This is a genomic window from Vibrio sp. 2134-1, from assembly GCF_033339495.1.
In genome coordinates, this window is record NZ_JAWOUS010000002.1 from 232,408 (window position 1) to 256,708 (window position 24,301).

Consider the following 24,301-nt stretch of genomic DNA (forward strand, 5'->3'; position numbering starts at 1 on the left):
GAAACTGTTTCAGTTTATGACAAGGAATTTACAGAATTCTTAGCTGTGGCACGAGACAAATATGGGGCTTGCATGATCTGAGACAAATAATAATTTAATAAATAATTTCGTTAGATTGTATTGTTGGAATTTGGTTTTCTAAGTGTTATGTGCTGGTTTGAAGCTATTTATAGGAAGGAAAATATGACTAGGAAAGTGAATGAATAAAGAGTGAATTGATTCACAATAGGAAAAAGACTTTACTCAGTAAGCAATTATTGGAAAACACTCTTCACAACAAAAAAGCTTCGCCGAAGCGAAGCTAAGTAATCGTAAGAATGAGGATAAACTATGCGTATCGACGAACCATAAGGTTCCAACTACGCTGCTGCCGTTCGAACTCTGCTTTAATTTGCTGGTACTTCATTTTCGTTACAGAACATTCGTATTTTTTTACCACACTGGCAGTTTTGGCACCGAGTACTTCTTTGCGCATCTCGTAGTATTCCTGCATGTGATGAACTAGAGTATCAAACTCGTGCTGCAGCTGATCGAGGATTGTTTGCGTGTTCGGTTTCGATTCTAGCTTTTCTCTTGCTTTCTTCAAAAGTTGACTCGCACGGGCTTTTTCAATTCTAAATGTAGGCGTTGTGCGCAACTTAGATGTGAGTCCTAGCCAAGAACATGACTTTATCAACCACTTCGTTGGGTCGTAATGCCACCAATACACGCCATTGCGATAGTCATTCTCGAAAATATGATGGAAATTATGGTAACCCTCTCCAAATGTGAAAAAGGCGAGTACACCATTATCGCGAGCAGTGTTTTTGTCTGTGAAAGTTTGCTTACCCCAAATATGTGCGAGGGAGTTAATGAAAAAAGTCGTATGGTGACTCATAAAGAGTCGAGCCGCACCAACGACCAATAACATCCCCCAGATATCACCGTAGATCAGTCCGAGCATGACTGGGAAACCAATATTAGTCAGTAGGGCAAGTGGAACATAATACTTATGCTGCCACATGACGATTTTGTCGCGCTTTAGATCACGGCAGTTTGTATATTCGTTTTCCTTTGATTTATTGTAATCACGTAACATCCACCCAATGTGAGAATACCAAAAACCCCGCTTGGCTGAATACGGATCTTTATCGTTATTGTCGACATGTTTGTGATGCACACGATGATCAGAAGACCAATGTAATGCACTATTTTGCAAAGAAAATGCTCCTCCAATCGCAAAAATGGCGCGCAAAATAGGATGAGCTTCGTACGTTTTGTGGCTCCAGAGACGATGATAGCCTGCTGTAATAGAAAGGTTAGTAAAACTAAATGCAATCACTCCCCAAATTAGATGTTCCCAACCCAGTCCAAAATGATATGCATACCAAGGCATTACAATAAAAGTCAGAACAAAACTGGCAGAAAATATCAATGTATTCAACCAGATAACAGGTGGTTTGTTTTGAGTCACAGGTGTATCCCTAACTTTGAGCTAACAACTGTTCGCCAGAATATCAGCGTACACATGTAAGTCAAATTAAAGTTAGACAAATGTGACTATTCCTTTGGGTGTAGATTAAGGAACTTGATGGGATATTTTGCTTTTAATTGAATAATGAGTAGTATTAAAAAATGAGCTCTGGCTTAAGGTGTATAAAATCTGCCAAGAAACAAGTGTTATAAAGGTGGAATATACCGAGACTCTATAAAGAAGCAAAAATGTAAGAAAATAGGAATACGTAATGGATTTACGATTAGCGGAATATAAGGACTACGAGCGCATTGCGCATCTTCATGCGGATAGCTGGAAGCGTCATTACCGTGGCATTCTTAGTGATAACTATCTTGAGAAAGAAGCGATTGACGACAAACTACTGATTTGGCAAACCCGTTTGACCAACCCACCATTCAATCAGCACATTGTCTTGGCGGAGGAGGGAGGTTTGCTACTTGGCTTTGTTTGTGTGTTCGGCAACCATGATTTCGAGCGTGGAACCTTTATTGATGCATTGCATGTTGATGACAGTTACCGTGGTCGTGGGATTGGTAAGCAGCTATTACTTGCTGTCGCCGAATGGCAACAGCAGTACTTTAAAGACACAGGTCTTTATTTAGAAGTTGTGTCGCAAAACATTTCTGCGATTGAATTCTATCGCCACATTGGTGGACAAGAGGATCAAGAGCGAACTTGGCGCGCACCTGATGGCAAAGAGGTGTTAGAAAAAGTATTCCGTTGGAAGAACGCCCAGTCATTAGTTAGTGGGATTGAGGAAAACGTGATTTACTCCTAACCTAGCGTTCTAAAACACTAGATAAGAGCAGTCTCAACACTGCTCTTTTTTGTTTATGCACCCTAACGTTATGTTTTATTAAAAGCTTTCTAGAAGTTAACCCCCATGGCTTTTAGTTCGAGCTCACATTGCTGAGCATTTTCAAACTGAATAGCAGCCATGCCAACTGCTCGGGCACCTTCAACATTGTAAGGCATGTCATCAAGAAATACTGTCTCTTCGGGGTTAAGCTGATACTTTGAAAGTAGAGTTTGGTAGATCTCCGCTTGTGGTTTTAGTAATTGAACTTCAGAAGAGATGATTGCTCCATCAAACAGTGGCCAAAACTCATAGGTAGTACGAAGATGTTCCACAATTTCGTTGATGTTGTCTGTGAGCGCATATACGCCATATCCGGCTCTTTTTACTCGTTTTAACAGCTCTATACTGCCGTAAAGTAATATTTGAGTGTGTTTTACATAATAAAAGAAGCGGTCCATTTCTTCCGTTGTTACTTGGTGTTCATGTTGATAACGCTGTTTTGCTTCCCTTTCGGAGATCGTCCCTTTATTTAAATCTTTCCAGATTTGTGATGAAAATAGCATCTGAGCCATTTTCTCTGACTCTACGGAACCACCAAATGTTAAGCGAACGATTTCTACTGGAGACCAGCGTACCAATACATTACCTACATCAAAAATGACATTTTTTATCTGGAAAAAATTCATGACACACCCCAAGCCAATTGTTTGTCACCGCGCTATATGCGGTGAGTGCTGTTTTGAATCGTTGGAAAGTCGTGCCAAAGGCGCGACTTAAGTTTCTAGAACAAAATGAGATTAACATCCAATTGGATACAGAGCGATTATCGCAAAATTACACTAAACTATATGCAACTTTGTTTATTTGGTTGTAAATCAAGTGCAGCTGTCTTAAAAGATTGAAACTAAAGATAAGTATTGCGAGCTGTTTACGTCATTTCGCGCTGCTTATAAATGATGATTAATATATAATTAGTTAATAATAAAATGATAAAAGTGAATCAAAATCACATTGTTGTGCGTCAGGCGGAGTAAGCAAAACAGATTATATGGACTCGATACGTAAGGTTTATCAATATGCAGAACCAAACCTAACTCTCGTTGGCTGGATGGGGTTTCTTGGCTTTCCGCTGTACTACTTTGTCTGGGAGTTTGCCTTTCCACAGGCTTATGAAAATTTACCTCTTAGATTGTTTTGCTCGTTATTGTTTTTCGGCATCATTTTTAGAAACCGCTTATCATCGACTTGGAGAGATTATGTTCCTATTTACTACCAAGTGACGATAACGCTGTGCTTACCGTTTTTCTTTTTTTATATGTTACTGATGAATGACTGGTCCAATGTATGGGTTATGTCGTTTATGTCTGCAATTTTCTTACACATTTTACTGGTTCATGTTACTAGGGTCATGTTTGCTCAAACCTTTGCTGGGATAGGTTTAGCAACATTCTTCGCTTGGGTTGCAAAAGGGTTCCATCTTGACTTGACCATGGATTGGACTCATGTGCCAATCTTTCTGTTTATTTATGTCTTCGGTAATTTGTTCTATTTTCGTAACCAAGTTGAACATGAAGCGAAAGTCTCGCTGGCAAAATCATTCGGGGCAGGGATTGCACATGAAATGCGTAACCCGTTGAGTGGGCTTTGCACTTCAATAGATGTTATCCAGTCGATCTTGCCCAACATGAAAGAGGCAGGAAAAGAGCAGTACGTCATGAGTGTAGAGGATGTCACCTTATTACGTGAAGTGAGTCAGGATGCAATGAACATTATCCAATCGGGTAATGAAACCATCGATTTATTGCTAACTTCGATTGATGAAAATCGAGTTTCTCGTTCTAGCTTCAAAAAATATTCAGTTCACTCGGTCGTTGAACAGGCAATTGAAAGCTTCAGTTATAAACGTGCCACTGATCGATTTGCCATATCGCTGGATGCGAGAAGTGAGTTTGAGTTTCTAGGTAGTGATACGTTACTTAAATACGTTATGTATAACCTCTTCAAGAATGCCTTCCATCACCGTAAATCTGAAGATTTTCACATACATGTATCCATGATAAGTTCAGAACGCTTTAATCAAATTGTTGTAACCGATAATGGTGCTGGCATTGCTCCTGATGTTCTACGCAATATCTTTCAAGACTTTTACACCACTGGCAAATCAGGAAGTTATGGTTTGGGTCTACCGTTTTGTAAAAAAGTCATGCGTTCATTTGGGGGGAACATTGAGTGTCAATCTCAGTTAGGGGAGTGGTCTCAATTTACATTAACTTTCCCACTAACGACATCTGATACCGTTACTGAAATCAAAAACGATCTGACTAAACTCAAAACCATTCTAACGGTGACTAGCCAAGATATCTTGGTGTCTAAAGTAACAGATATTAGCCGTTTTATGGGCTTTGACTCGACGATTTTAGATGCCAACCAAGTACTCAAAAAGAAAGAGTACGAGTTCGAATTCGATCTGATTTTTATCGATCTTGAGAGCTTAGATTCAAGAGCAAACCAATTGGATAGATTAGAATCTCTCTTGTCTTTCACTGAAGCACGCATCGTTTATCTTTTTGAGCATCATCCGACTCAGAGAGCACGCAAGGCTGCATATGAACCTATTTGGATCGAAACGCAAGCCTGGTTATTGAATACTAAACCAACGGTTGAGCGTCTCTTATATGATTCAAGCTATGTATCGACACCAACGGCCTCGGTGACGTTAGATAATTCAAATAAGCGCACAATTATGGTCGTGGATGATAATGAATCTTTGCGTAAATTCACGGCAATGTTACTTGAAAAGCAAGGCTTTGAAGTGATTCAGAAAGAAGACGGGCAGCAGGCTCTGGATACACTAGAGCAAGAAGATGTTGATCTCATTCTGATGGATATCGAAATGCCAATTATGGATGGTGTAGAAGCGTCTAGGCGAATTCGAAGCTCGGATAAAAACTATGCGTCGGTACCTATTATTGCACATACAGGGGATAGTTCACCTGTCACGTTGGACAAAATTGGGTCTTCGGGTATGTCTGACTTCATCGTAAAACCGGCGGATAAAAATCGCTTGTTCGATAAAATCGCAAACTGGATCTAATCATTCGCGACTTGTTTTCTTGAGGCGAGTTGCTCACAACGAATAACACGAATAAAGAGCTCAGCAAAACTGTTGAGCTCTTTAGTTTTATCTACACACTAACTTATACAAACTCTAAGTCAGGGTGTGCAAATGCTTGTTGGCAGACAGTGAGTACATGATCAACTTCAGCAGCAGTCATGTCTGCATTGACTGAAAAACGAATGATGTTTTTGTTCCTTCCAGTTGCAGGGCGGCAAAACACTGCGCCGTAAACATTTCGCTCTTCGAGAAAGTCGCGGACTCGCTCAGTGTTTCTCTCGTTGCCGCATTCTAATGCGATAATTTGTGATTCACTGCGAATAGTAAATCCAATGCGTTTTAAACCAACGGCTAAAGACTTGGCTCTTTCAAACAGAATGTCTCGCTTATCATCTGATTTTCTTATAACGTCCAGTGTTTTCTCTAGCCGAATGATCTCTTGCGGTAATACGGTAGAGCTAAATATTGCAGGGTACGCCACAAACGGAAGCGTCTTCGACAGTTTTTCTGGGCCTAAAATCGCGCCAGCACGATAAGCAAATGTCTTGGCAAGACTAACGGTAATAAAATCTACCTTATGAGTTAAGCCAAGACCCTGCAGTATCCCCGCACCTTGTGGACCGTGTGTACCTAAAGAGTGTGATTCATCTACAACCAGGCCGCAGTCAAACTCCTGTGCTATTTCGTAGATATCACGTAGAGGAGCGATGGTCCCGATAGTGCTGTAAACCGAATCCACAACAATGATCCCTGAACCGTGACGTGAAATCTGTTTTCTTAGGTGACTGGTGTTGTTATGCATGAACGGATGAATTTGTGCTCCGGCAATACGTGCGCCTTCCCACAAAGACATATGTGCAAAGAAATCAATGTACACAGGTATGTTCGGTGCACAAATAGTCTGCAATAAACCGACATTCGCAGCCCAACCAGATTGAGAAAGTAGACAACTAGGCATACCAACGAAACTGGCTAGTTGCGTTTCAAATGCAGGTTTCGATTCATCATCTTGTAAGAAAATCGCGGACATCACGACGTTGTCATCGTGCTGGGAAATCGCATCACGATGCGCGTTTTGAATCTCCTTGTTATGAGACAGTGCAAGGTAATCATTGCTTTGCAGGACAACGGCATTACACGGTGGGCGTTTACCAAGAACAAGGTGTTTTTTGTTCTCATTCGGTTCGATTAGATCTTGAATATAAAAATCTAGGCGTTCCTCGATAAAGGAGGGAAGTGGTTTGCTTTGTATAGTTTCACTCATAATAAATCTCTTCTTCATATGGAAAAACGCCAGCGCTGACACTTATTCATATTGCGGATTTTGGGGAGAGTGTCACTAACCAGGTTGCATAAGTTTGCAGACCCTTGCAAACTCGACATTTGAGGGTTGGATGGTGGCTGTAACTCTATAGGGGCCCGGGGTCTAAACTAGTTTGTGCTTAAAGTTTATACGGCGATTTTGCGGTGTTTTTTCGTGCTTCATATCTGGGATTTTGGATGAGGAATATAAAGTTTGAAAAGTGAAAAAAATGGGCGCATTAGATAACAAAAAAGGCGCGAAAATCGCGCCTTGAAACATGAGTAGATAAGAGACAAGCTTATCGCTTATTACGTAAATAGCGCTTACGACGCTCTTCTTTACGCTTCGCTTTCTCTTCTTCTTTACGGGCGGTTTCAATCTCGACTTCAATCAGCTCTTGAGTGATCATTTCTGGGCGTTCTAATGTAATTTGGCCCAAAGTGCCTTGACGAAGTTCGTGCAATAAGATCTCTGATACTTTGTGCAAGTCAACACGTCCACCTGCACGTAGTGCACCGCGGCGACGACCAATTTCTTCCATGATCTCGATATCTGATTCTGGAAGCTCTTCAATTTGATAACGCTCTTTAAGCTTATCTGCATAATGAGCTGCTAGGTATTCAATGGTATAGAATGCGACTTCGTCATATTCCATCGCTGTATCTTTTACCGCGCCAGTAGCCGCAAGGCGGAAGCCACTGTGTGGATTTTCCACTTTTGGCCATAAAATTCCTGGAGTATCAGATAATACGATGCCATTTTGCAGATTGATACGTTGTTGACGACGTGTAACCGCGGGTTGGTTACCTGTTACAGCGATTGTTCGACCTGCGAGGGTGTTAATGATCGTCGACTTTCCAACGTTTGGGATGCCCATGATCATGGTGCGAATGTTTTTACCAATTTCTTCTCGGTGTGGGGCAAGTTTGCGGCAAAGCTCCATGATTCGATGCACTTCTTGTGGTTCAGAAGTCGTGATCGCCATTGCTTTTACATGTTGCTCTTGTTCCAAGTGCTCAATCCACAGTTGAGTTAATTCTGGATCGGCCAAATCACGTTTGTTCAAAACTTTAACGACAGGTTTGTCACCACGGATTTGAGAAATCAAAGGGTTTTCACTACTGAAAGGAATACGAGCATCCAGTACTTCGATGATCACATCCACTTGAGGGATTGCTTCTTCGATCTCTTTACGTGCTTTGTGCATGTGGCCAGGAAACCACTGGATTGAGTTATTAACCATTTGAATTTAATACCTTAATTTTTCTAATGCTCCAGCGGTTGTAAAGTAGCAATGTGAATCTTGAGTAATACAATACTAGAACGCATTTTCTAAAACTGTGTTTACTTCAAGCTGCTCGAAACCGCGGAGTTGAGCTTTCTTTCATGTTAATACGTCAGTTTATCATGGAATGATGATGAATCATTCAAGATGAAAGTAAAAAGCTATGGCGTGCAAACCTAAAAGCACACATCTCTTATATATACCGACTCGCAGTGAATATCCGTCTGGGTGAGAGACCGAACGCAAACGCTGTGTAGTCAAAGGTGGATTGTGTTGTCAGATTGTTCTGACGGATTTTGGTTTTTTGATTTTATATCAAAGCTTTATTTTTATTTCGCTATTGAGCGAAGTTTGACTTTTATCTGACAAAAACTAGTCTGAGCTTCCATTCAGAGGAAGCAGTCATGCTCAGTATTCTTAGAAGTATTACGGTATCGTCCGTCGCCTTAATTTTTTTAGCGAGTTCTTTTTGCTCAACTGCCAAACAGAGTCCTAAACCGAAGGTCATCGTTGGTGTTATTGCGCAAGACGAAGCTAAAGACTCGTTTGACGGTAGCGTTGGTCCTTCGTACGGAATTAGTCTTGAGTATTTGTCTAACATTACTAAAGCTTTGGATTATGAGTTAGAACTTCGGACTTACAAGCATATTCCGTCTTTACTTGCGGATGTCGAAAGCAAGAAGATTGATGGTGCGGTTGGATTTAGTAAAACAGCAGCAAGAGAAAAGCGTTTCTTGTTTTCGATGCCTTTCTTTTCGAGCACTATCGCTGTTTGGTATCGGAATGCCACTTACCGAGATAGTGATGCGCGTGATCTTAAATGGGTGTGTGTTGAGGGCAGTGTGTATTGTGACAACCTCACTGAACGCGGTATCGATAAGATACATTACGTTAAAACACGTTTAGAGGCGTTTAATGAAGTTAAGCGAGGTAAAGCGAACGCGCTGATTTACACTTATGTTGGTATTACCCAATATTTGGATTTGAATGACATTGTAAAAGGGGTTGTCGATATTCCCAGTTGGTTGAAAAACGAAGAGGTGAGTTTTATCGCTTCGTTGGACAAACAGAGTCTGATCGATGACATCAACAAAATCCTTCAGTGGGAGCAAAATGGAAAAAATATTCGCTCCGTCGCCTCGAAAAATCCTTACCATATCAGTGATAAGTTATTGGTAGATTACCGACGTAATCATCAAAACAAACTAGTGATAACTTACAGCAGCAGTGACGAAGCTTATCCGTTTCTCTACCGAGATTCGCAAACGGGCGAGCTAGACGGTTTCTTTCCAGACTTCATCGACTTATTGCAGTCTCGTACTGGCTTGAGCTTTAAGTATGTGAAACCGACGTCGAGCCTTTCTAATGGATTAACGGCATTTGATGCCGATATAGTCCCCGTTTCTTATGTGGGTGAGCTACCTAAGTCAGATTGGTTGTTCACTAAACCATTCATGCACAGTAATTACGTGGCTATCCAAGCGGAGCAGAGCAAGCGAGATAAATCTGCATTGAAAGAAGCGGGTATTCTGCTCACTTTGAAAAAGCAAGGGTTAGTTCATTTGGGCACTTGGCAGCAAGGCCAAGTTGATCATTATGATGATTTGAAAAAGCTGCTTACCGATTTGAAATCGGGCGTTTTGGATGTGGCTTACATTCCTGACGACATCGTTCACAACATGATTGCACAAGATCAAGTCGATGGCTTGGTGATCAATGCGGAGGACGTTTTGACGTTCTCTAATGCATTTGCGGTTGCAAACCACAATACACAACTGCAACACATGTTGAACAGCATCATCGAAACCATTGATTCTAACGAGATCGAAAAACTGCAGCGTTCTCACCGAAGCTTCAAACTGACTTATGGCTATGACGCGGAGCAGATCGCTACATTTGTTGTTGCTGGTTCATTCATATTCTGTCTCATGTTAATTGCGGCGTATTTCACCTTATCTCACATGCGACTTAAAGTGAGGTTAGCCGAATTTAATGCTGACAATGAGGAAGCGCAAAAGCAATGGCTGATGGACATCATCAAAGAGATCAATAGCTTGGTTTTTATCCATAGTGAAAATAACCATATGGAGATGAGCAATTGTGCCAACTACAACAGTAAACAGTGCCAACAATGTAAGTTGAAAAGTGATTCTACGCACGCTCCTCTGGTGAATAATTTTGATGAACTGACCACTGTTATTGCTGGAAAGCGTGTTTCAGAAGAGGTTGCCTCGTCGGGCTGTGAACTTGATATTAAACATGTATATCGAGAACGCAAAGTCATCGCTTCTCCTAGCGGTAAGAACAAGTTTGTACTGACGGTTATTCAAGATATTACCCAGCAAAAAGAACGTGAGCAGGCGTTAATCGATGCGCAAAAAGAAGCGCAAACCGCGGTACGTGCGCGCGAAAACTTTTTGGCAACCATGAGTCACGAATTAAGAACGCCATTGTCGGCAGCACACGGCATCCTCGATCTGCTAAATCACCAAGTGACGGCAGATTCAAATCGCGAGTTAATTGCCCAAGCCATACGCTCGCTCAATCATTTGAATACGCTAGTAGACGAAGTACTGGATTATTCAAAGTTAGAAGCAGGGCACTTAACCGTCGCCCCAGCTAAGACCGACTTGCTTAAAACCTTGTGCGATGTGTTTCGAAGCTTTGAACCACGAGCGCTCGCGAAAGGTTTGGATTACAAAGTGACAATCAAACCATTTTCGAATGCTTTCATTGAAATCGACGCGCTGCGATTGGTGCAAATTACCACCAATCTGCTCTCCAATGCGGTGAAATTCACTGCCGAAGGAGAGGTTGGAATCAGTGTCATTCTTCATGAAAAGCAGCTTATTTTGAAAGTGGCGGATTCAGGTATCGGCATGACGGATGACCAACTCGAAGGCATTCTCAATCCTTTTGTTCAAGCGGATGACACTATTACGCGTAAATATGGCGGTACTGGATTGGGGCTAAGCATTGTTGACCGATTGATCGACAGCATGGGCGGCGTGCTCTGCATCGATTCACAATTTGGCTTGGGCACGACGATTACCGTCAGACTGCCAATTGAGCATTGCGACTCTGAGCCAGACGTTTGTTTGAACTGGACGTATAGCGAGAGCTTACCACTTAATGTTCGCCAGTGGTGTGACGCGTGGAAAATGCGTCCAGCGACGTTAAAAACAATGGTGGCGAACCTTCACCCTATACACGACAGCGATGCCAGTTTTAATGGCCTAATGCTGCGTGACGAACAAAGGGTACTTGGCAGTCTTACGCTAAGAGAGCTTCAATATCCAGATACATTGTTCAATTTGCTCAGCCAAACGCAGCAAGAAACCAAGCTTAGTGACGCAAATCAAGAAGTGGTTTCTTGGGTTCTCGGCACGGTACTGGTCGCAGAAGATAATCCCATTAACCAAAGTGTGATAGCAATGCAGCTTCATGAACTTGGAATCGAACCTGTCATTGTGAATAACGGCCGCGAAGCATGGGAATACATCAACCAAGATGAAAACGTTGTGTTGCTGCTGACCGATTTTCATATGCCAGAAATGGATGGCTATGAGCTTGTTAGGCACGTGAAAAACTCCGAATTTAAAGCAATTCCAATCATCGGTGTGACAGCAGAAGATGCTCGTCTTGCCATTGAACGTACACAGGATATCGGCATTGATGATGTGCTCTACAAACCCTATGACCTTAATCAATTAAAAACCGTTTTGATTCCATTTATTGGCGAAAAAGAGAGGGGTAGGCTGCCCGGCTGGATTAAACGGTTCAAAGCACAGGACGCAAAAGAGATTGCGCGCGTGTTTAGTCAATCAATGTCTACAGATATAAAAAACTTAAACGCCGCATCGACTGAGCGAGACAAAAAACGGGTCATTCATGGCATCAAAGGAGCGGTTGGGGCGATAGGGGTAAGCATGCTGACTGAGCTTTGTATTGAGGCAGAACGAGTTAGTGCTGCGGAGTTTGACAGGCGAACAGCGGAGCTAATTTTACGAATCGAGCAGGAGATCGAAAACATAAACTATTGGGTAGAGACAAATGAATACACAACTTAATGTGATGGTGATTGATGACCATCCGCTACAAACCACAATACTTTCGCAAATATTGGATCGCTATTGCGCGCAAGTCATCCCCTTTAACTGTGTGGATGCTGCTATTCAGAGTGTGCAGGAACAACATTTTGACGTAATTTTTTGTGATATCCAAATGCCCGGAAAAGACGGCATCGATATGATGGAAATGCTCGATAAAGTCCAGTACCAGGGGCAAGTTGTACTGGTCAGTGCAATGGAATTGACCATTATTTCTGCGGTAAGAGCCATGTGCGAGGGATTTAGTTTTGAAGTATTAGGGAAGCTGCCTAAGCCATACGATGAAAATGAAGTCGTTGATTTGTTGGGTAAAATAAAAGATGAAAAAGCGAAACAAGTCAGCTTTGCTCAACCTATTGAAGTGGAAGATCAAGAATTCCTGTTTGCTCTGGCTGAAGGGCGAGTGAAAAATTATTACCAGCCTTTAGTCGATGTGCAAAGTGGGGAAGTGCTTGGGTATGAAGCGCTCGCGCGTTGGAATCATCCTATTTATGGTGTGTTACCCCCTCATTATTTTTTGCCAATTGTAGAGCGTTGCCGCCTTTCAGGAGAGTTGTTTCAAGCTGTATTGAGTAATGTTATCTATGACATGAAACACCGCGGATTGACGCAAAACGTATCCATCAATGTAGACCATGAAAATTTAGAAGATACGGCGTTCTCTCATTACTTTTTACAGCAATGTTTAGAGAGCGAGATTGACCCATCACAAATCACCATTGAGATTACAGAGCGAGATACATTTCAGACTAGCGCGTCCCTGTACAAGAATTTACTCAAGTTGAGGATGAACGGTGTCACTGTCTCAATAGATGATTTTGGCACGGGGTCATCGACGTTTGAAAAACTGGCTCAACTGCCATTCAACGAGTTAAAAATCGATCGTTCGTTTGTACAAGGTGTCGAATGCGACATCAAAAAACGCAACATCGTTGTTGCTATTTGCGCGTTAGCGAAAAGTTTGAATATACGACTGGTCGCGGAAGGTATTGAAGACGAAGTCACACTGCAAGCGATACGTGAGTATGGGATTGATCTTTGCCAAGGCTTTTACATTGATAAACCCATGCCACTAGAAGCCATAGCCATACTAAATGAAAGATATGAATAAATTGAATTACTTGATCTTTGACGATCATCCTCTCGTTTGTGTTGCAATCAAGTCGTTGTTGGAAGAGTTAGGTAAAACAAATGGGGTATTTACTGCAACATCAGCGAAGATGGCATTACAAATATTGAAAAAGGAAGAAATTCAACTGTTGATCTTAGATGTGAACTTGGCAGATTGCGATGGGTTTGATTTCTACAAACGTATCAAATCCCATGGTTATGAAGGCAAAGTCATTTTCTTCTCCGCAGAAACTAGCCAAATGTACAGCCAAATGGCTTTTCGTTCTGGCGCTGATGGCTATGTGTGTAAATCGGAAAATCACGACATTCTTAAAGACGCGATAGAAGCGGTAGAGAAGGGGTATACCTTCTTCAAATTTAAGCAAGTTGTTAATAGCGTTCGAGAAATGCCACAACTTTCAAGCAGAGAAAACGCAGTAATGAAGTATTTACTACAAGGAAAGTCCAATAGAGAAATCGCTTCAGTGCTATCAATAAGTGACAAAACAGTCAGCACATACAAACGTCGTCTATTGGATAAATTTAACGTAAAGAACATTGTTGAGCTAACAAGAGTGGCGGGGGCGTAAGACCGCATCATGACACTTAAAAGTATCGCGTTGTCTCTTTTCATCGCAACATTACTATTCGTCACTTCTGTCACAATGATTGGTGCGGTGTTAATTTCTTATGAAGTAAAGCAGTTCAACACTTACGCGAATAATTTAGCCAAAATAAAACAAAAAGTGATTCTCATGGGGCTATTGACGGAAGCGCAGCTCGAGCAATACAAAGGCATGAGCGTGAGTGAAGTAGAAGCGCAAACAGAGCTGAGCTTTCAAGATGCGATTTACTCCCTGTCACCTTATGAAAAACTCAATTACGTTGAATCTGTTGCACGGAAATCGCTTCATCAGGCTGAAGCGTATTTATCAAATGCGTTCAATCGACAAAATGCCGTTATGTATTTTCGTTCTTATACTGGAAACAAACTCATCTTAGAGAGACCGATTGAAGCGTTAGAGGGAGTGAAAGCCACATTTGATGTTGATTGGTGTAAAAGTAATTATTCTTGTGTGTTAGCTGCGTGGAAAGAGCAACTGACGGACCGGGTATTGTTTTCCCTACCATTTAAAACGACATACTCCGATGACATGGCGATAAGCATCATGAGTCCGGTTTACTTTCAAGGTGAGTTAGTGGGGGAGTTCTCGGAACAATTGTACCTCTCGCCGCTTTACAATGATGGGAAAGCGGTAGATGTTCAAATAGCGAATGGGAACAAGCAAATGGTGATTTATTTCGCTGGCTACCCCTTTCCATCATTCGCGTACACCCAATCATATGTTGCAGACAACAACAATCTTATCGTTTACATGTACCCATTCAGTAAAATTGTATTGGATTACGTGTTCTTGTTTATCATCTTCTTTTTCGTAACCTTAGCGTATTACAACAAAGCTTATGAATCTAAAGAGAGCAAACTTCGCCTCGCGAAAGCACTGACGAACGTGACGAAAGATGATTTAACGGGATTGTTTAACCGCAGAGTCTTTCAAGATAGCGAATTCAAACGTCGTTTGGAAACCGCGCCATATTCTGTCATTGCAATAGATGGCGATAGGATCAAGCGAATCAATGACCATTACGGTCACCATGTAGGGGACGAAGTTATTGGGATTATTGCTGATGCTATGTCTAAAGTGTTTCGAAATAGTGATTATCTAGTTCGAACTGGTGGTGATGAGTTTGTTGCGATTCTGCCGGGTTGCAGTATCAGTCAATCTTCAATATTGGCGAAGAAGCTTCGTAGTGTCGTTAAAGATAACCGACTAAAGACCTTGGATATCGAAGTTAGTGTGAGTACTGGTATCGCGACGAATGAATTACACGAAACGCTTCAGGACGTTATTGTACGTGCAGATGAAGATCTCTATGAGATGAAAAAACACAGACAAAAGTCCCATTAAGCAGCGCTAGTATTGACTCAATGTTAAGTTACGGAACATAACCATGACATAACTGTTTGATTAATTTGACCAAACAGAATGAGTGGTCTTTTATATTAGAGCAGTCAACAAATAGTGATTGCTCTATTTATTCTCGACCTTACATTTGGTGTCGCACGTGAACAAAGATCTCGACTTAAACTTACTTAAAATACTTGTCTTACTGGATAAGCACCGTCAGCTCAAGCCCGTTGCGAAAGCGATGGGGAAGAGCGAAGCGTCAATTAGCAAATACCTTGCCCGATTGCGACTCCAGCTAAACGATGAATTGTTTATTCGGCATCCTCACCACATGGAACCGACGGACTATTTAAAACGTCAATTACCTAAAATTTCCGATGCACTCGAGAAGCTTGAAACTTGTCTAATTAGAGATGAGTTTGAACCGGAAAATTACGAAAAAGACATCACCATTTGTTTGCCGCAAACCGCTCAATACTCATTTGGGCATTTACTTGCAATGGATTTAATGGCGCTGTTTCCCAAGGCGCACATTTCGATAGCAACGATTACAGAGTATACGATAGAAGAGATAATCCTAGGCAAAGTGGATGCGCAGTTACATTACTTCAACGAGGATGTTCCGAAATCTGTTTATCAGAAGTTCATCGGCTATGCGCCTGCTGTGTTAGTTGTCCCTGAAGAGCTGGGAATTACCACCCTAGAAGAAGCAGCCAAACTTCCCTTTATCATGTTAGAGATTATCGGTTGGAAAGAGAAAGAGCAGCTCGTTAAGCGTGCAATGGAAAGCCACGGTATGGTCATCAACCGTATTGCGGCTCTAGACAACGTAAGCAGCGTATTGAAGCTAATTAAGCAAAAAAGCGCCGCAACCGTGCTACTTGAATATCAGGCGCCAATTGATGGATATAAATTTATAAGAGTGCCAGAGCATTTTTACCCAGATGGCTGGCCAAAAGTGGTTGTACAGGTGAAGCAAAGCTTAAGACATGATGCAATGCACCAGCTGTTAATCGGTGCTATTGCAAAATACATGAGCGCTTAGCGGCAAAACTCAATGTTTTCTGACTGAGGAATAGTATGCAGAAGTTCAATCAACGTGTCCGCATGGTACTTTTTCAGAATACGCGTTTTGTAGGTGCTGATTGTTTTAGCGCTGAGTGAAAGTTGTTCAGAAATCTTCTTATTAGAGTAGCCTTGTACAAGATAATGGAACACCATGGCTTCGCGATTTGAAAGTGTTACGTTACCCGACGATGGTGTGTGAGTCGACTTAAACATTGAGTAACCGCGTGAAACACTCACAATTGCGTCGATAATGGTCTCTCTTGTTTCATGCTTGCTTAAGAAGCCGTTTGCGCCCATTTCGTACGCTGCTTTAGAAAGACTCGAGTAGTCGCGTGAAGAAACAAATAACAGTCGGCCACGATATCCCGTCGCTAAAATGTTTTTGGCTAAACGCATACCATCGCGGTCGCCAAGCACTACGTCTAGAATAATCAAATCAATCTTTTGGCCTCGAACAAGATCCATCACTTCCGCACTGTCAGTGGTTTGAATCACTTCAGCTGTGTTGACTACAGATTCAACTAGAGAAGCAAGAGCTTCGCTATACAATGGTTGAGCGTCGATAATAAGAACATTATTCAAAGTTAACCTCACCTAATACATCAACTAGTGTGCTGTCAGGCGACAGCGCAATTGGATGAATAGGATTGTAGGAAAAACCTTGCTAAGAGGAAGGAAAATGACTCTTTCCAAAAGTGAAAATCAGTGTCTTGATTATGGGAATAGCGATGTCAGGTATTGAAATACCTAGTGATAGGATGATTGCTTAAAACTTACGCTGACAGAAAACTAACAAACTGAAAGTGTTCTTTCAGTGTTCTATGCCTTCAGATTTTCTTGCGATGCCTCTAGCGCTTCGATTTAAACCCGTGTGTTCACAAGCGCAGTTTTATACCATGCCACTTGAAGAGAGCTTGTTATACACCAGGCATGAGCACAGTAGCCAACTTTGTACTGATATCTGTTAGATAGGTTTGGCTATTGACGCTGAACATCACTTCAAATTATTTCTAAACTTTTCATTGACTCTGCCGCTAAAAATGGAGGTGTTAATTCGCACTTTGGCCACTCATAATGTCGTATTCAAAAATGAGACAATTTTACATGGTTTGGTATGGAAATGTGCGTTAGCCGTCCTTTTGATGGTTTACAAATTTTGTTGTAACGACTAAAAAGGACTTTTGGATTTTTAGCCAGAGAACGGCTTCTCATGGCTTTTGCATCAAACTTTTCTGATGCGTATTTTTGGTTGGATAATTGGCTTTATGAGTAACGTAACCAGCACCATTTTGACAGAAAGTGGTACCAATGAGCTTGAAATCATCGAGTTTCATTTAGAAAAAACATTGCCAGATGGCAGCACAAAAACTTGTTATTACGGCATTAACGTTGCGAAAGTACGAGAAGTGATTCGCGTGCCAGAAACAACCGATTATCCAAACGCACAACCTCATATGATTGGTGTGTTCTCATCCAGAGATGTACTGACGCCTTTAGTGGATTTAGCTGGTTGGTTAGGTGTGCCAACACGACAAGATCTGGAGCGCAAGTTTGTAATCGTTACGGATTTCAACAAAATGACCAATGGCTTCTTAATTGACAGCATTTCGCGTATTCATCGTATCTCTTGGAATGATGTGGAATCACCAAGTCAGTTTTTGGAAGCGGGCGAACAAGATTGTGTAGTAGCCGTTGTCCGTAAAGAAGGCAACCTGATCATGATTCTCGACTTTGAAAAAATCATCGCAGACATCAACCCAGAATTGAGTATGGAAAAATACGATGTGAAAGGGGACAAGTCGGTGGATCTCAACCAGAGAATGGTCGGTAAGCGTAATGCTAAAACGATCATGGTGGTGGATGACTCAGCATTTATTCGCTCTTTGATCCAAGATACATTAGCTTCTTCAGGCTACAATGTGATCACATGTAAAGACGGTGGTGAGGCGCATGAGAAGTTGATGAGCTTGATCGAGGTTGCGAAAGAAGAAAACTTGCCAGTTAAAGAGCTATTAGATGCGGTGGTTACGGACGTAGAAATGCCTCGAATGGATGGTATGCACTTAGTGAAGAGACTACGCGATACCGAAGCGTTTCATGAAATGCCGATCATTATGTTCTCGTCATTGATGAGTGAGGATAACCGAGCGAAAGCACTATCTCTTGGCGCAAATGATACGATTACCAAGCCAGAGATTGGCCGCATGGTGAATATGATGGATAAATACGTGTTTAACTTTGCGTAAAAAACCGATCAGATGAAACAAATAAGGCTGCCGATTGGCAGCCTTATTTTTATTGAGGGCAGGGAAGAATATCTAAGGTGTAACTCTTGTTTGGAGTCTGCGGTGGCCCATATAAAATTCCACATTGTGTAAGGCTAGCTCTTTTTTCGTCGGCTGCAGCAATGACCATTTCGCGAGTTGTTGAACCAGCCGGGTGATGAAATGTTTTCCAATCCGAGTCTTCTTCGTTCAGTCCTTGCACGAGTAACTTCATCGATTCGCTATCAGAATCAGGATATCCATATAAAAAAACACAGCGCTTTGAACCACCAATATTACAGCCGTCAAATGGTAAATCTGCCATTAAAGCACTGTCTACGAAGTTTGAAACGTAAGGCTTGCTTTCCAATCCCGCAATCGCCATTTTCCCATAACCGACGCCTAATGCTGACGCAATAGCGCCTTTCATTCCTTCCAAACGAGCTTCACGTGCATCACTTTGAAGGTTTAAAAAGCGTGGCGCGGCAGTGACAGCAAGAATACCGAGCACGACAATAACTACGACTAACTCTATTAGAGTAAATCCCGTTTGTTTTTTCATATTATTTTCACAGCAAGTTAAAGGTAGAAAAACACTGACCGTACACTTGTTTATTGTGTAAATAAGTACGGTAATGATAAATCGATCAGTAGTATAAGGAGGTGAGTTGTAAAGTGCTATACCGACGCCGCACTAATTGACTGAATCCATTAAATGCAATGGAGAATTCACGGGTCTAATTCTGCTAGATTTTAAGAGGTCATTAATTCCGTTGAAGAAATGCTGCGTGAACAGGCGAGCATGAATCCTCTTCGATGTAAGCAAACATGTACATCAGCGGAATGAAATACAAAATGCAAATGAGGGCGAACCGCACAAATGGATTGTCTTTTTATTCACTTTGATGAATGCTACGCGGAATTCATATCGCAGTGTGCCTGAGGCATTCATCATGCGAATGTGCTTTGGTTTTGTGTTTATTTTTCAAATATAAGAATAATCTAAATGGAATTCGATTCGATAAACTTCCTTGCAATAGGTTTGATATTTCTTGGCTCTTATGTCCAGACCGCAATCGGTTTTGGCTTGGCTATTGTTGCCGCACCTTTACTGATTCTTTGGGCGCCAGAATATGTTCCTGCGCCAATCTGTTTAGTCGCGTTATTTATTTCGTTGATGAATGCGATGAAGCACCGCAGTAGTGTTGAGATCGGCGGCTTAAAGATGGCGTTGATTGGGCGAGTGCCGGGATCAATTGCTGGTGGCTTGCTACTCTTTTTTGTATCTACACAAACTCTCACGCTTTGGATTGGTTTGTTGGTGCTGTTTGCAGTCTTGGTGAGTGTTTTACCGTTTCGGGTTGAGCCTACGCCTTCGCGTATGACATGTGCTGGTTTCTTTTCTGGGTTGTTTGGTACCAGTTCTGCGATTGGAGGCCCTCCGATGGCGTTATTGTTGCAGCATCAAGAAGCGAATCAGTTACGCGGTAATTTATCGGCTTTTTTTGTTTTCAGTTCGATTATTTCACTAATAGTACAAATCCCAGTGGGCTTCTTCACATTGCATCATTTGGTCATTACTATTCCTCTATTACCTGCTGCGGCGCTTGGTTACTGGCTAGCAATGAAAACTACCCAGTCGTTACCAAAAGAAAAGATTCGGTTTGGGGCACTTATGTTGTGTTTTGTGAGTGGCTTTACCGCCGTCGTACAAGCGTTGAGCCAATAATGCCATCTGCATCATAAAGTCACTGCGGGATTGCATTCCTTTTTATGTATGGCGGACTTGTTTACTTACGCCAAATTGGTCGTTTAGATGGGCGATAGTTTTATGAATAACACTCGTTATGGCACTTTTATGGCAGCATTCTCCTTTGTGATCTGGGGATTGCTACCAATTTATTATCGTTATTTACCGAATGCTTCTATGGATGAGTTGCTAGCATGGCGAATCATTGGGTCTGTACCTGTCGGGTTTCTAATTGTACTTGGGATAACCCGTCGAGGGCTGAATTGGAAAGAAATCTGGCTTGATAAAAAATCCTTGTGGTACACGTTTGTGGCGAGCAGTTTGATGTGTATTTCTTGGAGTGCGTTCACTTGGGCTTTGACCCATCATCGGGTCATCGATGCCAGCTTAGGCTTCTTTATTGGACCATTAGTATCTGTTGCGCTGGGCGTATTTATTCTTGGGGATAGGCTCTCAAAAGGCAAACTTATTGCAATAGTGTTGGCAACAATTGGTGTTATGTATCAAGTGATTCACTATGGTCAGCTACCCGTTATCGCACTAACGATGGGGTTGTTCTTTGCTTTGTATGGGCTGTACAAGAAGAAGATAAATTATGACTGGAGTACAACCTTGTTTGTTGAGGCGTTGTTACTGACTCCAGTTGCACTCGCATATTTGCTCTATAAACAATGGGCAACTGGTGAACTGGCTTCGGGCACAGATACCACAACATTGCTTTTGTATTTTGGCAGTGCACCTATCACACTTTTACCACTCGTATTTTATTCTATCGCAATACGTATAACTAATTTATCAACCGTCGGTCTAATGCAATACATCGAACCAAGCTTGCAGTTTGTGTTGGCAGTTATGTTTTTTGGCGAGTTGTTTGACGAAGTGAAAGCGGTGACCTTTGCATTTATTTGGGCAGGGCTGTTGTTCACAATTTTTGAAAGTATTATCAAAGGGCATCGGCGCAAAAAGCTGGTCAAACACCCCTTATAGTGGTTTCAATATTCTCACATATTAGCTTCTTTATTCTTACGCCCTCCATTCGAGGGCATTTTTAATGTCATGAAGCATTGGCTTTCGTTTTTTCCGAGTAGAAATCATAACTTGAGATTATTTGACGCATTATCATAATGATACCGCTATAGTTATAGCCAAGTGACACGCTTATATAAGTGAAAACCAGATCAAGAAGGACGACATATGATCACAGCTCTGTATGCCAACATTCTCGCAATACTCATTATTTGGTTGGCTGTTCAAGTAATTAAGCAACGTCGCTTAAATCAAATTGCTTATGCAGATGGTGGGGTAGAGGCACTACAAATTGCTCGTAGTGCCCAGAGTAATGCGACAGAATATATCCCCATCACCCTGATTTTAATGGCACTTTTAGAATTCAATAGTGCTTACCCAACATGGATACATCTCACCGGTATTATTTTTGTAATTGGTCGAGTTATTCATGCTAAAGGCATATTGAAAAAAGACTTGAAAAAGCGCATTAGAGGGATGCAGGTGACATTTCTGGTGATACTTTCATTGGTTGTGTTAAATATGATTTACCTGCCATACGATAAGTTATGGTAAGTCTGCGACGTTACATTCCACCACCTTGGGTACTCGTTCTGATTGGATTAGTACTGAATATTGGCGCGATCATCGTTACTAGCTTAGTCCTTGATAAGTTGGGTAAACAGCAATCGCAGCTCGCAGAGCAAACAGCAAAAAACTTGTATTCCATCCAACTCGCATGGAACAGTGTGGAAACCCTAGAAAGGAAAAGAGAAGCTTTACTGCTGCATGTGCACATAAGTCAGAGCGTAGCGATACCTTTAGAGCTAGAAGAGGTATTAGCAGGGCATTTATCTTCTTGGGTTCTCAACGAGTCGGATGAAATAAAAATTGATCAACTTCCTCAACTGATGTCAAAGATAAATCAGGCACAAGCTTCGTATAGAGACCGCATCGATAATTACTACATTGAGAATGTAGAGCTCAATGAGGTAATGGCAAAGCAGGATGAAAAGATCGCTTGGTACAAGAATATCGGACTCTTCTTGCAAGTATTCGGACTTGCGTTAATCCTTGCACGCGACTTAGCTAGGAAACAATAAAAGCAAGAGCTAAAGATCAGGCTTATTGCGAAATGCCAATGGTAGTTTGCAAATTGCAATTTATTCGGTGAGCAAACAGTAGCTATTGGTTAAGTTTTAATGAAAGTGATTAAATAACAACCTGTTTTTGTGCGCTGAAAAGTTGGCACGCCTCATGCTTTAGTATGAGTGACCCTTTCTAAGCCGAGGGTCACCTAGCCAACTGACGTTGTTAGTGAACCATCTTGTTCACAAATATATACAGCCAATCACGACTCCTTGTGGTTGGCTTTTTTTTATGCAGTCTAGAACTGTGCTTTAATCCAGATCATGCGATGGTCGGAAGATACATCCTTACCATCACCATACTTACCGATACGTGCATCGTTAAATAGTTTACGGCCTTCTTCATAAGACGCTGACCAGTACACACCAGAGTCTATTACATTCAAATTTGCTGAAGGCAAGGCATAGTCTACCCCTAAGCCAAACGTTGAAGTGATGCGATTCGGATATGGGTGAGTTGAACTGCGGTCAACAGCGTGTTCAGCTGCACCAAAGCTTGTTGGGTAAAGCTCACCATTCATCACGGTTTGGTTAACCAATGGATCGTTGTGCAGCTCTTGCATTACAGAGCTAATACCGTCACCAGCCACTGGATCAAGGTTTTGATCACCCATCATTACGAATTTAGCGCCGTTCGTTAAGCCACCTGTTTTACCCACATCGTCGTAAAAATAGTCTTTGCCTTGAATGTAATGATGCCAAAACTCCACTTCTGCTGCGTTTTGCGCTTTGTTTTTACCGGTGTCGAATACTGGTGGAGTAGGATGAGACATCAACAAGTGTACAACTTCCTCGCCATTGCGAGTTGGAATGATGATTGGTGCGTCAACGTGGTTTTTCGAAGATAGACGCACTTGATCCCATTCTTCCGCTGAGTACCATTCATCACCACACTTCATGCCGTCTGGAATCTTTTGCGAACCATCGCAGATAGTAATGGTTGGAATTTTCGCACCTTCCATATCTTTCCATTTAAATGCTTGGAATGTACGTGTGTTTGCTGTGTCAATTTTATACTTAGACATAAGGGCAAATGCATATTGACCATGGTACATGCCAAAGCCCCATGCATCACCTGGCATTTGACCTGCGGTTCCGTTGTTGTCGAGATCAAACTCACTCAACAACCCTGTATTAGTTGAGTAAGATTCAGCATAAGGGTATTCAATAGGCTCAAGGTTTGCTTCACCGCCCGCGCCATTGATGCTTTGCGCGACAGACAAGTAGTTCTTCTGGAATCCTTCAATGGCTGCTTCGTTTTCGCCTGTTCCGTCGTTGTTGTATTCCGCCATCATAAGAACATCAGGACGATTCTTTTGAATGATTGCTGCAACGTTACGAATTTGAATGACTTTTTCCGCAGTGGTTTTGTCTTCGGCTGCGATTGAACCGTCTAAATAAGAGGTGACCAACGCAGTTTGCTGCGTTGGTTCAATTTGCATTTCATCTACCAAAGTTTCGAAGGTAGCGCGGTCAAAAGAGAGGTTGTAAGTCGCTATTTTTACTTCTTTAGGCTGAACATTGACGTATTCAGTATCGTCATTACATCCAGATAGTAGAGCGGCGCCAACAAGGACAGCGATAGAGGTTTTGATTGCTTTCATGGGTACGTCATACCTTATAATTAATTCGGCTGAATATTAAAGTCATCAGTCATTGTTTTAAGCGATATTAGTCACACAAACGTTTTCATATTTACATGTTCAATTAGTTTTTGTGTGATTTGTGCAATAAATGCAACACTTTCAACACCAGAAGGTTATATGTAAATTGTTAAAAAACGGTGTCGTTATTGATGCGAAATAGAGAGTCCGCCACCGTTAAAAAGAAAAGCGTAGAATTTAAGCGTACATGAGATGTTTGAGTTGTATGCTTATCGC

At 41.8% G+C, this 24,301-nt stretch carries 19 protein-coding genes; 12 read left to right on the top strand and 7 right to left on the bottom strand.

Translation table 11 applies throughout. From position 1 onward, the window contains the following. Positions 1–328 precede the first annotated feature (328 nt). A complete protein-coding gene (locus R7R78_RS03355; RefSeq protein ID WP_017821552.1) occupies positions 329–1,453 on the bottom strand; it encodes an acyl-CoA desaturase in 1,125 nt (374 codons plus the stop codon). A 271-nt stretch (positions 1,454–1,724) separates the two neighbouring features. Here R7R78_RS03355 and R7R78_RS03360 point away from each other — a divergent pair, with 271 nt between their 5' ends. Continuing rightward, complete coding sequence (locus R7R78_RS03360) at positions 1,725–2,273, top strand: GNAT family N-acetyltransferase (protein WP_005376525.1); 549 nt, start codon at positions 1,725–1,727, stop codon at positions 2,271–2,273. An 89-nt stretch (positions 2,274–2,362) separates the two neighbouring features. On the opposite strand, the gene R7R78_RS03365 is transcribed toward R7R78_RS03360, so the two are convergent. After that, positions 2,363–2,980, bottom strand: a complete 618-nt coding sequence (locus R7R78_RS03365) for an HAD family hydrolase (protein WP_225473033.1) — start codon at positions 2,978–2,980, stop codon at positions 2,363–2,365. Positions 2,981–3,342: 362 nt separating this feature from the next. Here R7R78_RS03365 and R7R78_RS03370 point away from each other — a divergent pair, with 362 nt between their 5' ends. Continuing rightward, on the top strand, positions 3,343–5,388 hold the full coding sequence (locus tag R7R78_RS03370; RefSeq protein ID WP_225473034.1) for a hybrid sensor histidine kinase/response regulator: 2,046 nt from the start codon (positions 3,343–3,345) through the stop codon (positions 5,386–5,388). A gap of 103 nt (positions 5,389–5,491) precedes the next feature. Here the strand turns inward: R7R78_RS03370 and cqsA are convergent, their stop codons facing one another. Both cqsA and ylqF read right to left on the bottom strand, forming a co-directional pair. Beyond that, positions 5,492–6,673: an alpha-hydroxyketone-type quorum-sensing autoinducer synthase gene (gene cqsA, locus R7R78_RS03375; protein WP_151515634.1), complete on the bottom strand. Its 1,182-nt coding sequence runs from the start codon at positions 6,671–6,673 to the stop codon at positions 5,492–5,494. Between the two features lie 337 nt (positions 6,674–7,010). Continuing rightward, a complete protein-coding gene (gene ylqF / locus R7R78_RS03380; RefSeq protein ID WP_005376521.1) occupies positions 7,011–7,955 on the bottom strand; it encodes a ribosome biogenesis GTPase YlqF in 945 nt (314 codons plus the stop codon). Positions 7,956–8,401: 446 nt separating this feature from the next. On the opposite strand from ylqF, the gene R7R78_RS03385 reads away from it, so the two are divergent. From R7R78_RS03385 to R7R78_RS03405, 5 genes are all read left to right on the top strand, one after another. Beyond that, complete coding sequence (locus R7R78_RS03385) at positions 8,402–12,067, top strand: ATP-binding protein (protein WP_225473036.1); 3,666 nt, start codon at positions 8,402–8,404, stop codon at positions 12,065–12,067. Then, the gene (locus R7R78_RS03390) at positions 12,051–13,217 is read left to right on the top strand and encodes an EAL domain-containing protein (RefSeq protein WP_225473038.1); all 1,167 of its coding nucleotides are present in this window, start codon (positions 12,051–12,053) and stop codon (positions 13,215–13,217) included. Before R7R78_RS03385 ends, R7R78_RS03390 begins: the two co-directional genes overlap by 17 nt. Further along, the gene (locus R7R78_RS03395; RefSeq protein ID WP_225473040.1) at positions 13,210–13,806 is read left to right on the top strand and encodes a response regulator transcription factor; all 597 of its coding nucleotides are present in this window, start codon (positions 13,210–13,212) and stop codon (positions 13,804–13,806) included. Before R7R78_RS03390 ends, R7R78_RS03395 begins: the two co-directional genes overlap by 8 nt. A gap of 9 nt (positions 13,807–13,815) precedes the next feature. Then, positions 13,816–15,186 (top strand): GGDEF domain-containing protein, encoded by a 1,371-nt coding sequence (locus R7R78_RS03400; protein ID WP_225473042.1) that lies wholly within the window; start codon positions 13,816–13,818, stop codon positions 15,184–15,186. Positions 15,187–15,343: 157 nt separating this feature from the next. Beyond that, the gene (locus R7R78_RS03405) at positions 15,344–16,231 is read left to right on the top strand and encodes a LysR family transcriptional regulator (RefSeq protein WP_025767842.1); all 888 of its coding nucleotides are present in this window, start codon (positions 15,344–15,346) and stop codon (positions 16,229–16,231) included. On the opposite strand, the gene R7R78_RS03410 is transcribed toward R7R78_RS03405, so the two are convergent. After that, positions 16,228–16,836, bottom strand: coding sequence for a response regulator transcription factor (locus tag R7R78_RS03410; RefSeq protein WP_054701768.1), 609 nt, complete (start codon positions 16,834–16,836; stop codon positions 16,228–16,230). The genes R7R78_RS03405 and R7R78_RS03410 overlap by 4 nt on opposite strands. A 683-nt stretch (positions 16,837–17,519) precedes the next feature. Here R7R78_RS03410 and R7R78_RS03415 point away from each other — a divergent pair. Continuing rightward, on the top strand, positions 17,520–18,500 hold the full coding sequence (locus R7R78_RS03415) for a chemotaxis protein (protein ID WP_025998672.1): 981 nt from the start codon (positions 17,520–17,522) through the stop codon (positions 18,498–18,500). Between the two features lie 49 nt (positions 18,501–18,549). Here R7R78_RS03415 and R7R78_RS03420 read toward each other — a convergent pair whose 3' ends face one another. After that, complete coding sequence (locus R7R78_RS03420) at positions 18,550–19,080, bottom strand: prepilin-type N-terminal cleavage/methylation domain-containing protein (protein ID WP_053303523.1); 531 nt, start codon at positions 19,078–19,080, stop codon at positions 18,550–18,552. 444 nt (positions 19,081–19,524) lie between these two features. Here R7R78_RS03420 and R7R78_RS03425 point away from each other — a divergent pair, with 444 nt between their 5' ends. The 4 genes from R7R78_RS03425 to R7R78_RS03440 all read left to right on the top strand — a co-directional run bounded on the left by R7R78_RS03425 (position 19,525) and on the right by R7R78_RS03440 (position 22,376). Continuing rightward, the gene (locus R7R78_RS03425; RefSeq protein WP_005390054.1) at positions 19,525–20,247 is read left to right on the top strand and encodes a sulfite exporter TauE/SafE family protein; all 723 of its coding nucleotides are present in this window, start codon (positions 19,525–19,527) and stop codon (positions 20,245–20,247) included. A gap of 102 nt (positions 20,248–20,349) precedes the next feature. Beyond that, entirely contained in the window at positions 20,350–21,255 is a 906-nt protein-coding gene (gene rarD / locus R7R78_RS03430) for an EamA family transporter RarD (RefSeq protein WP_064369681.1), read from the top strand. A 207-nt stretch (positions 21,256–21,462) separates the two neighbouring features. Beyond that, positions 21,463–21,849 carry an MAPEG family protein gene (locus R7R78_RS03435; protein WP_005376510.1) on the top strand — a complete coding sequence of 129 codons (387 nt, stop codon included), beginning with the start codon at positions 21,463–21,465 and terminating at the stop codon, positions 21,847–21,849. Beyond that, positions 21,843–22,376 (top strand): hypothetical protein, encoded by a 534-nt coding sequence (locus R7R78_RS03440; RefSeq protein WP_054574616.1) that lies wholly within the window; start codon positions 21,843–21,845, stop codon positions 22,374–22,376. The genes R7R78_RS03435 and R7R78_RS03440 overlap by 7 nt, the downstream gene beginning before the upstream one ends. 284 nt (positions 22,377–22,660) lie before the next feature. Here R7R78_RS03440 and R7R78_RS03445 read toward each other — a convergent pair whose 3' ends face one another. Then, positions 22,661–24,025: an endonuclease/exonuclease/phosphatase family protein gene (locus tag R7R78_RS03445; RefSeq protein WP_225473044.1), complete on the bottom strand. Its 1,365-nt coding sequence runs from the start codon at positions 24,023–24,025 to the stop codon at positions 22,661–22,663. Between the last annotated feature and the right edge of the window lie 276 nt (positions 24,026–24,301).

Bases quoted from the DNA above. Each gene is read 5' to 3' on its own strand.
- ylqF (WP_005376521.1), bottom strand. From the start codon at position 7,955: ATGGTTAATAACTCAATCCAGTGGTTTCCTGGCCACATGCACAAAGCA.
- rarD (WP_064369681.1), top strand. From the start codon at position 20,350: ATGAATAACACTCGTTATGGCACTTTTATGGCAGCATTCTCCTTTGTG.
- R7R78_RS03390 (WP_225473038.1), top strand. From the start codon at position 12,051: ATGAATACACAACTTAATGTGATGGTGATTGATGACCATCCGCTACAA.
- R7R78_RS03445 (WP_225473044.1), bottom strand. From the start codon at position 24,025: ATGAAAGCAATCAAAACCTCTATCGCTGTCCTTGTTGGCGCCGCTCTA.
- R7R78_RS03435 (WP_005376510.1), top strand. From the start codon at position 21,463: ATGATCACAGCTCTGTATGCCAACATTCTCGCAATACTCATTATTTGG.
- R7R78_RS03370 (WP_225473034.1), top strand. From the start codon at position 3,343: ATGGACTCGATACGTAAGGTTTATCAATATGCAGAACCAAACCTAACT.
- R7R78_RS03420 (WP_053303523.1), bottom strand. From the start codon at position 19,080: ATGAAAAAACAAACGGGATTTACTCTAATAGAGTTAGTCGTAGTTATT.
- R7R78_RS03385 (WP_225473036.1), top strand. From the start codon at position 8,402: ATGCTCAGTATTCTTAGAAGTATTACGGTATCGTCCGTCGCCTTAATT.
- R7R78_RS03400 (WP_225473042.1), top strand. From the start codon at position 13,816: ATGACACTTAAAAGTATCGCGTTGTCTCTTTTCATCGCAACATTACTA.
- R7R78_RS03425 (WP_005390054.1), top strand. From the start codon at position 19,525: ATGGAATTCGATTCGATAAACTTCCTTGCAATAGGTTTGATATTTCTT.
- R7R78_RS03365 (WP_225473033.1), bottom strand. From the start codon at position 2,980: ATGAATTTTTTCCAGATAAAAAATGTCATTTTTGATGTAGGTAATGTA.
- cqsA (WP_151515634.1), bottom strand. From the start codon at position 6,673: ATGAGTGAAACTATACAAAGCAAACCACTTCCCTCCTTTATCGAGGAA.
- R7R78_RS03360 (WP_005376525.1), top strand. From the start codon at position 1,725: ATGGATTTACGATTAGCGGAATATAAGGACTACGAGCGCATTGCGCAT.
- R7R78_RS03395 (WP_225473040.1), top strand. From the start codon at position 13,210: ATGAATAAATTGAATTACTTGATCTTTGACGATCATCCTCTCGTTTGT.
- R7R78_RS03440 (WP_054574616.1), top strand. From the start codon at position 21,843: ATGGTAAGTCTGCGACGTTACATTCCACCACCTTGGGTACTCGTTCTG.
- R7R78_RS03415 (WP_025998672.1), top strand. From the start codon at position 17,520: ATGAGTAACGTAACCAGCACCATTTTGACAGAAAGTGGTACCAATGAG.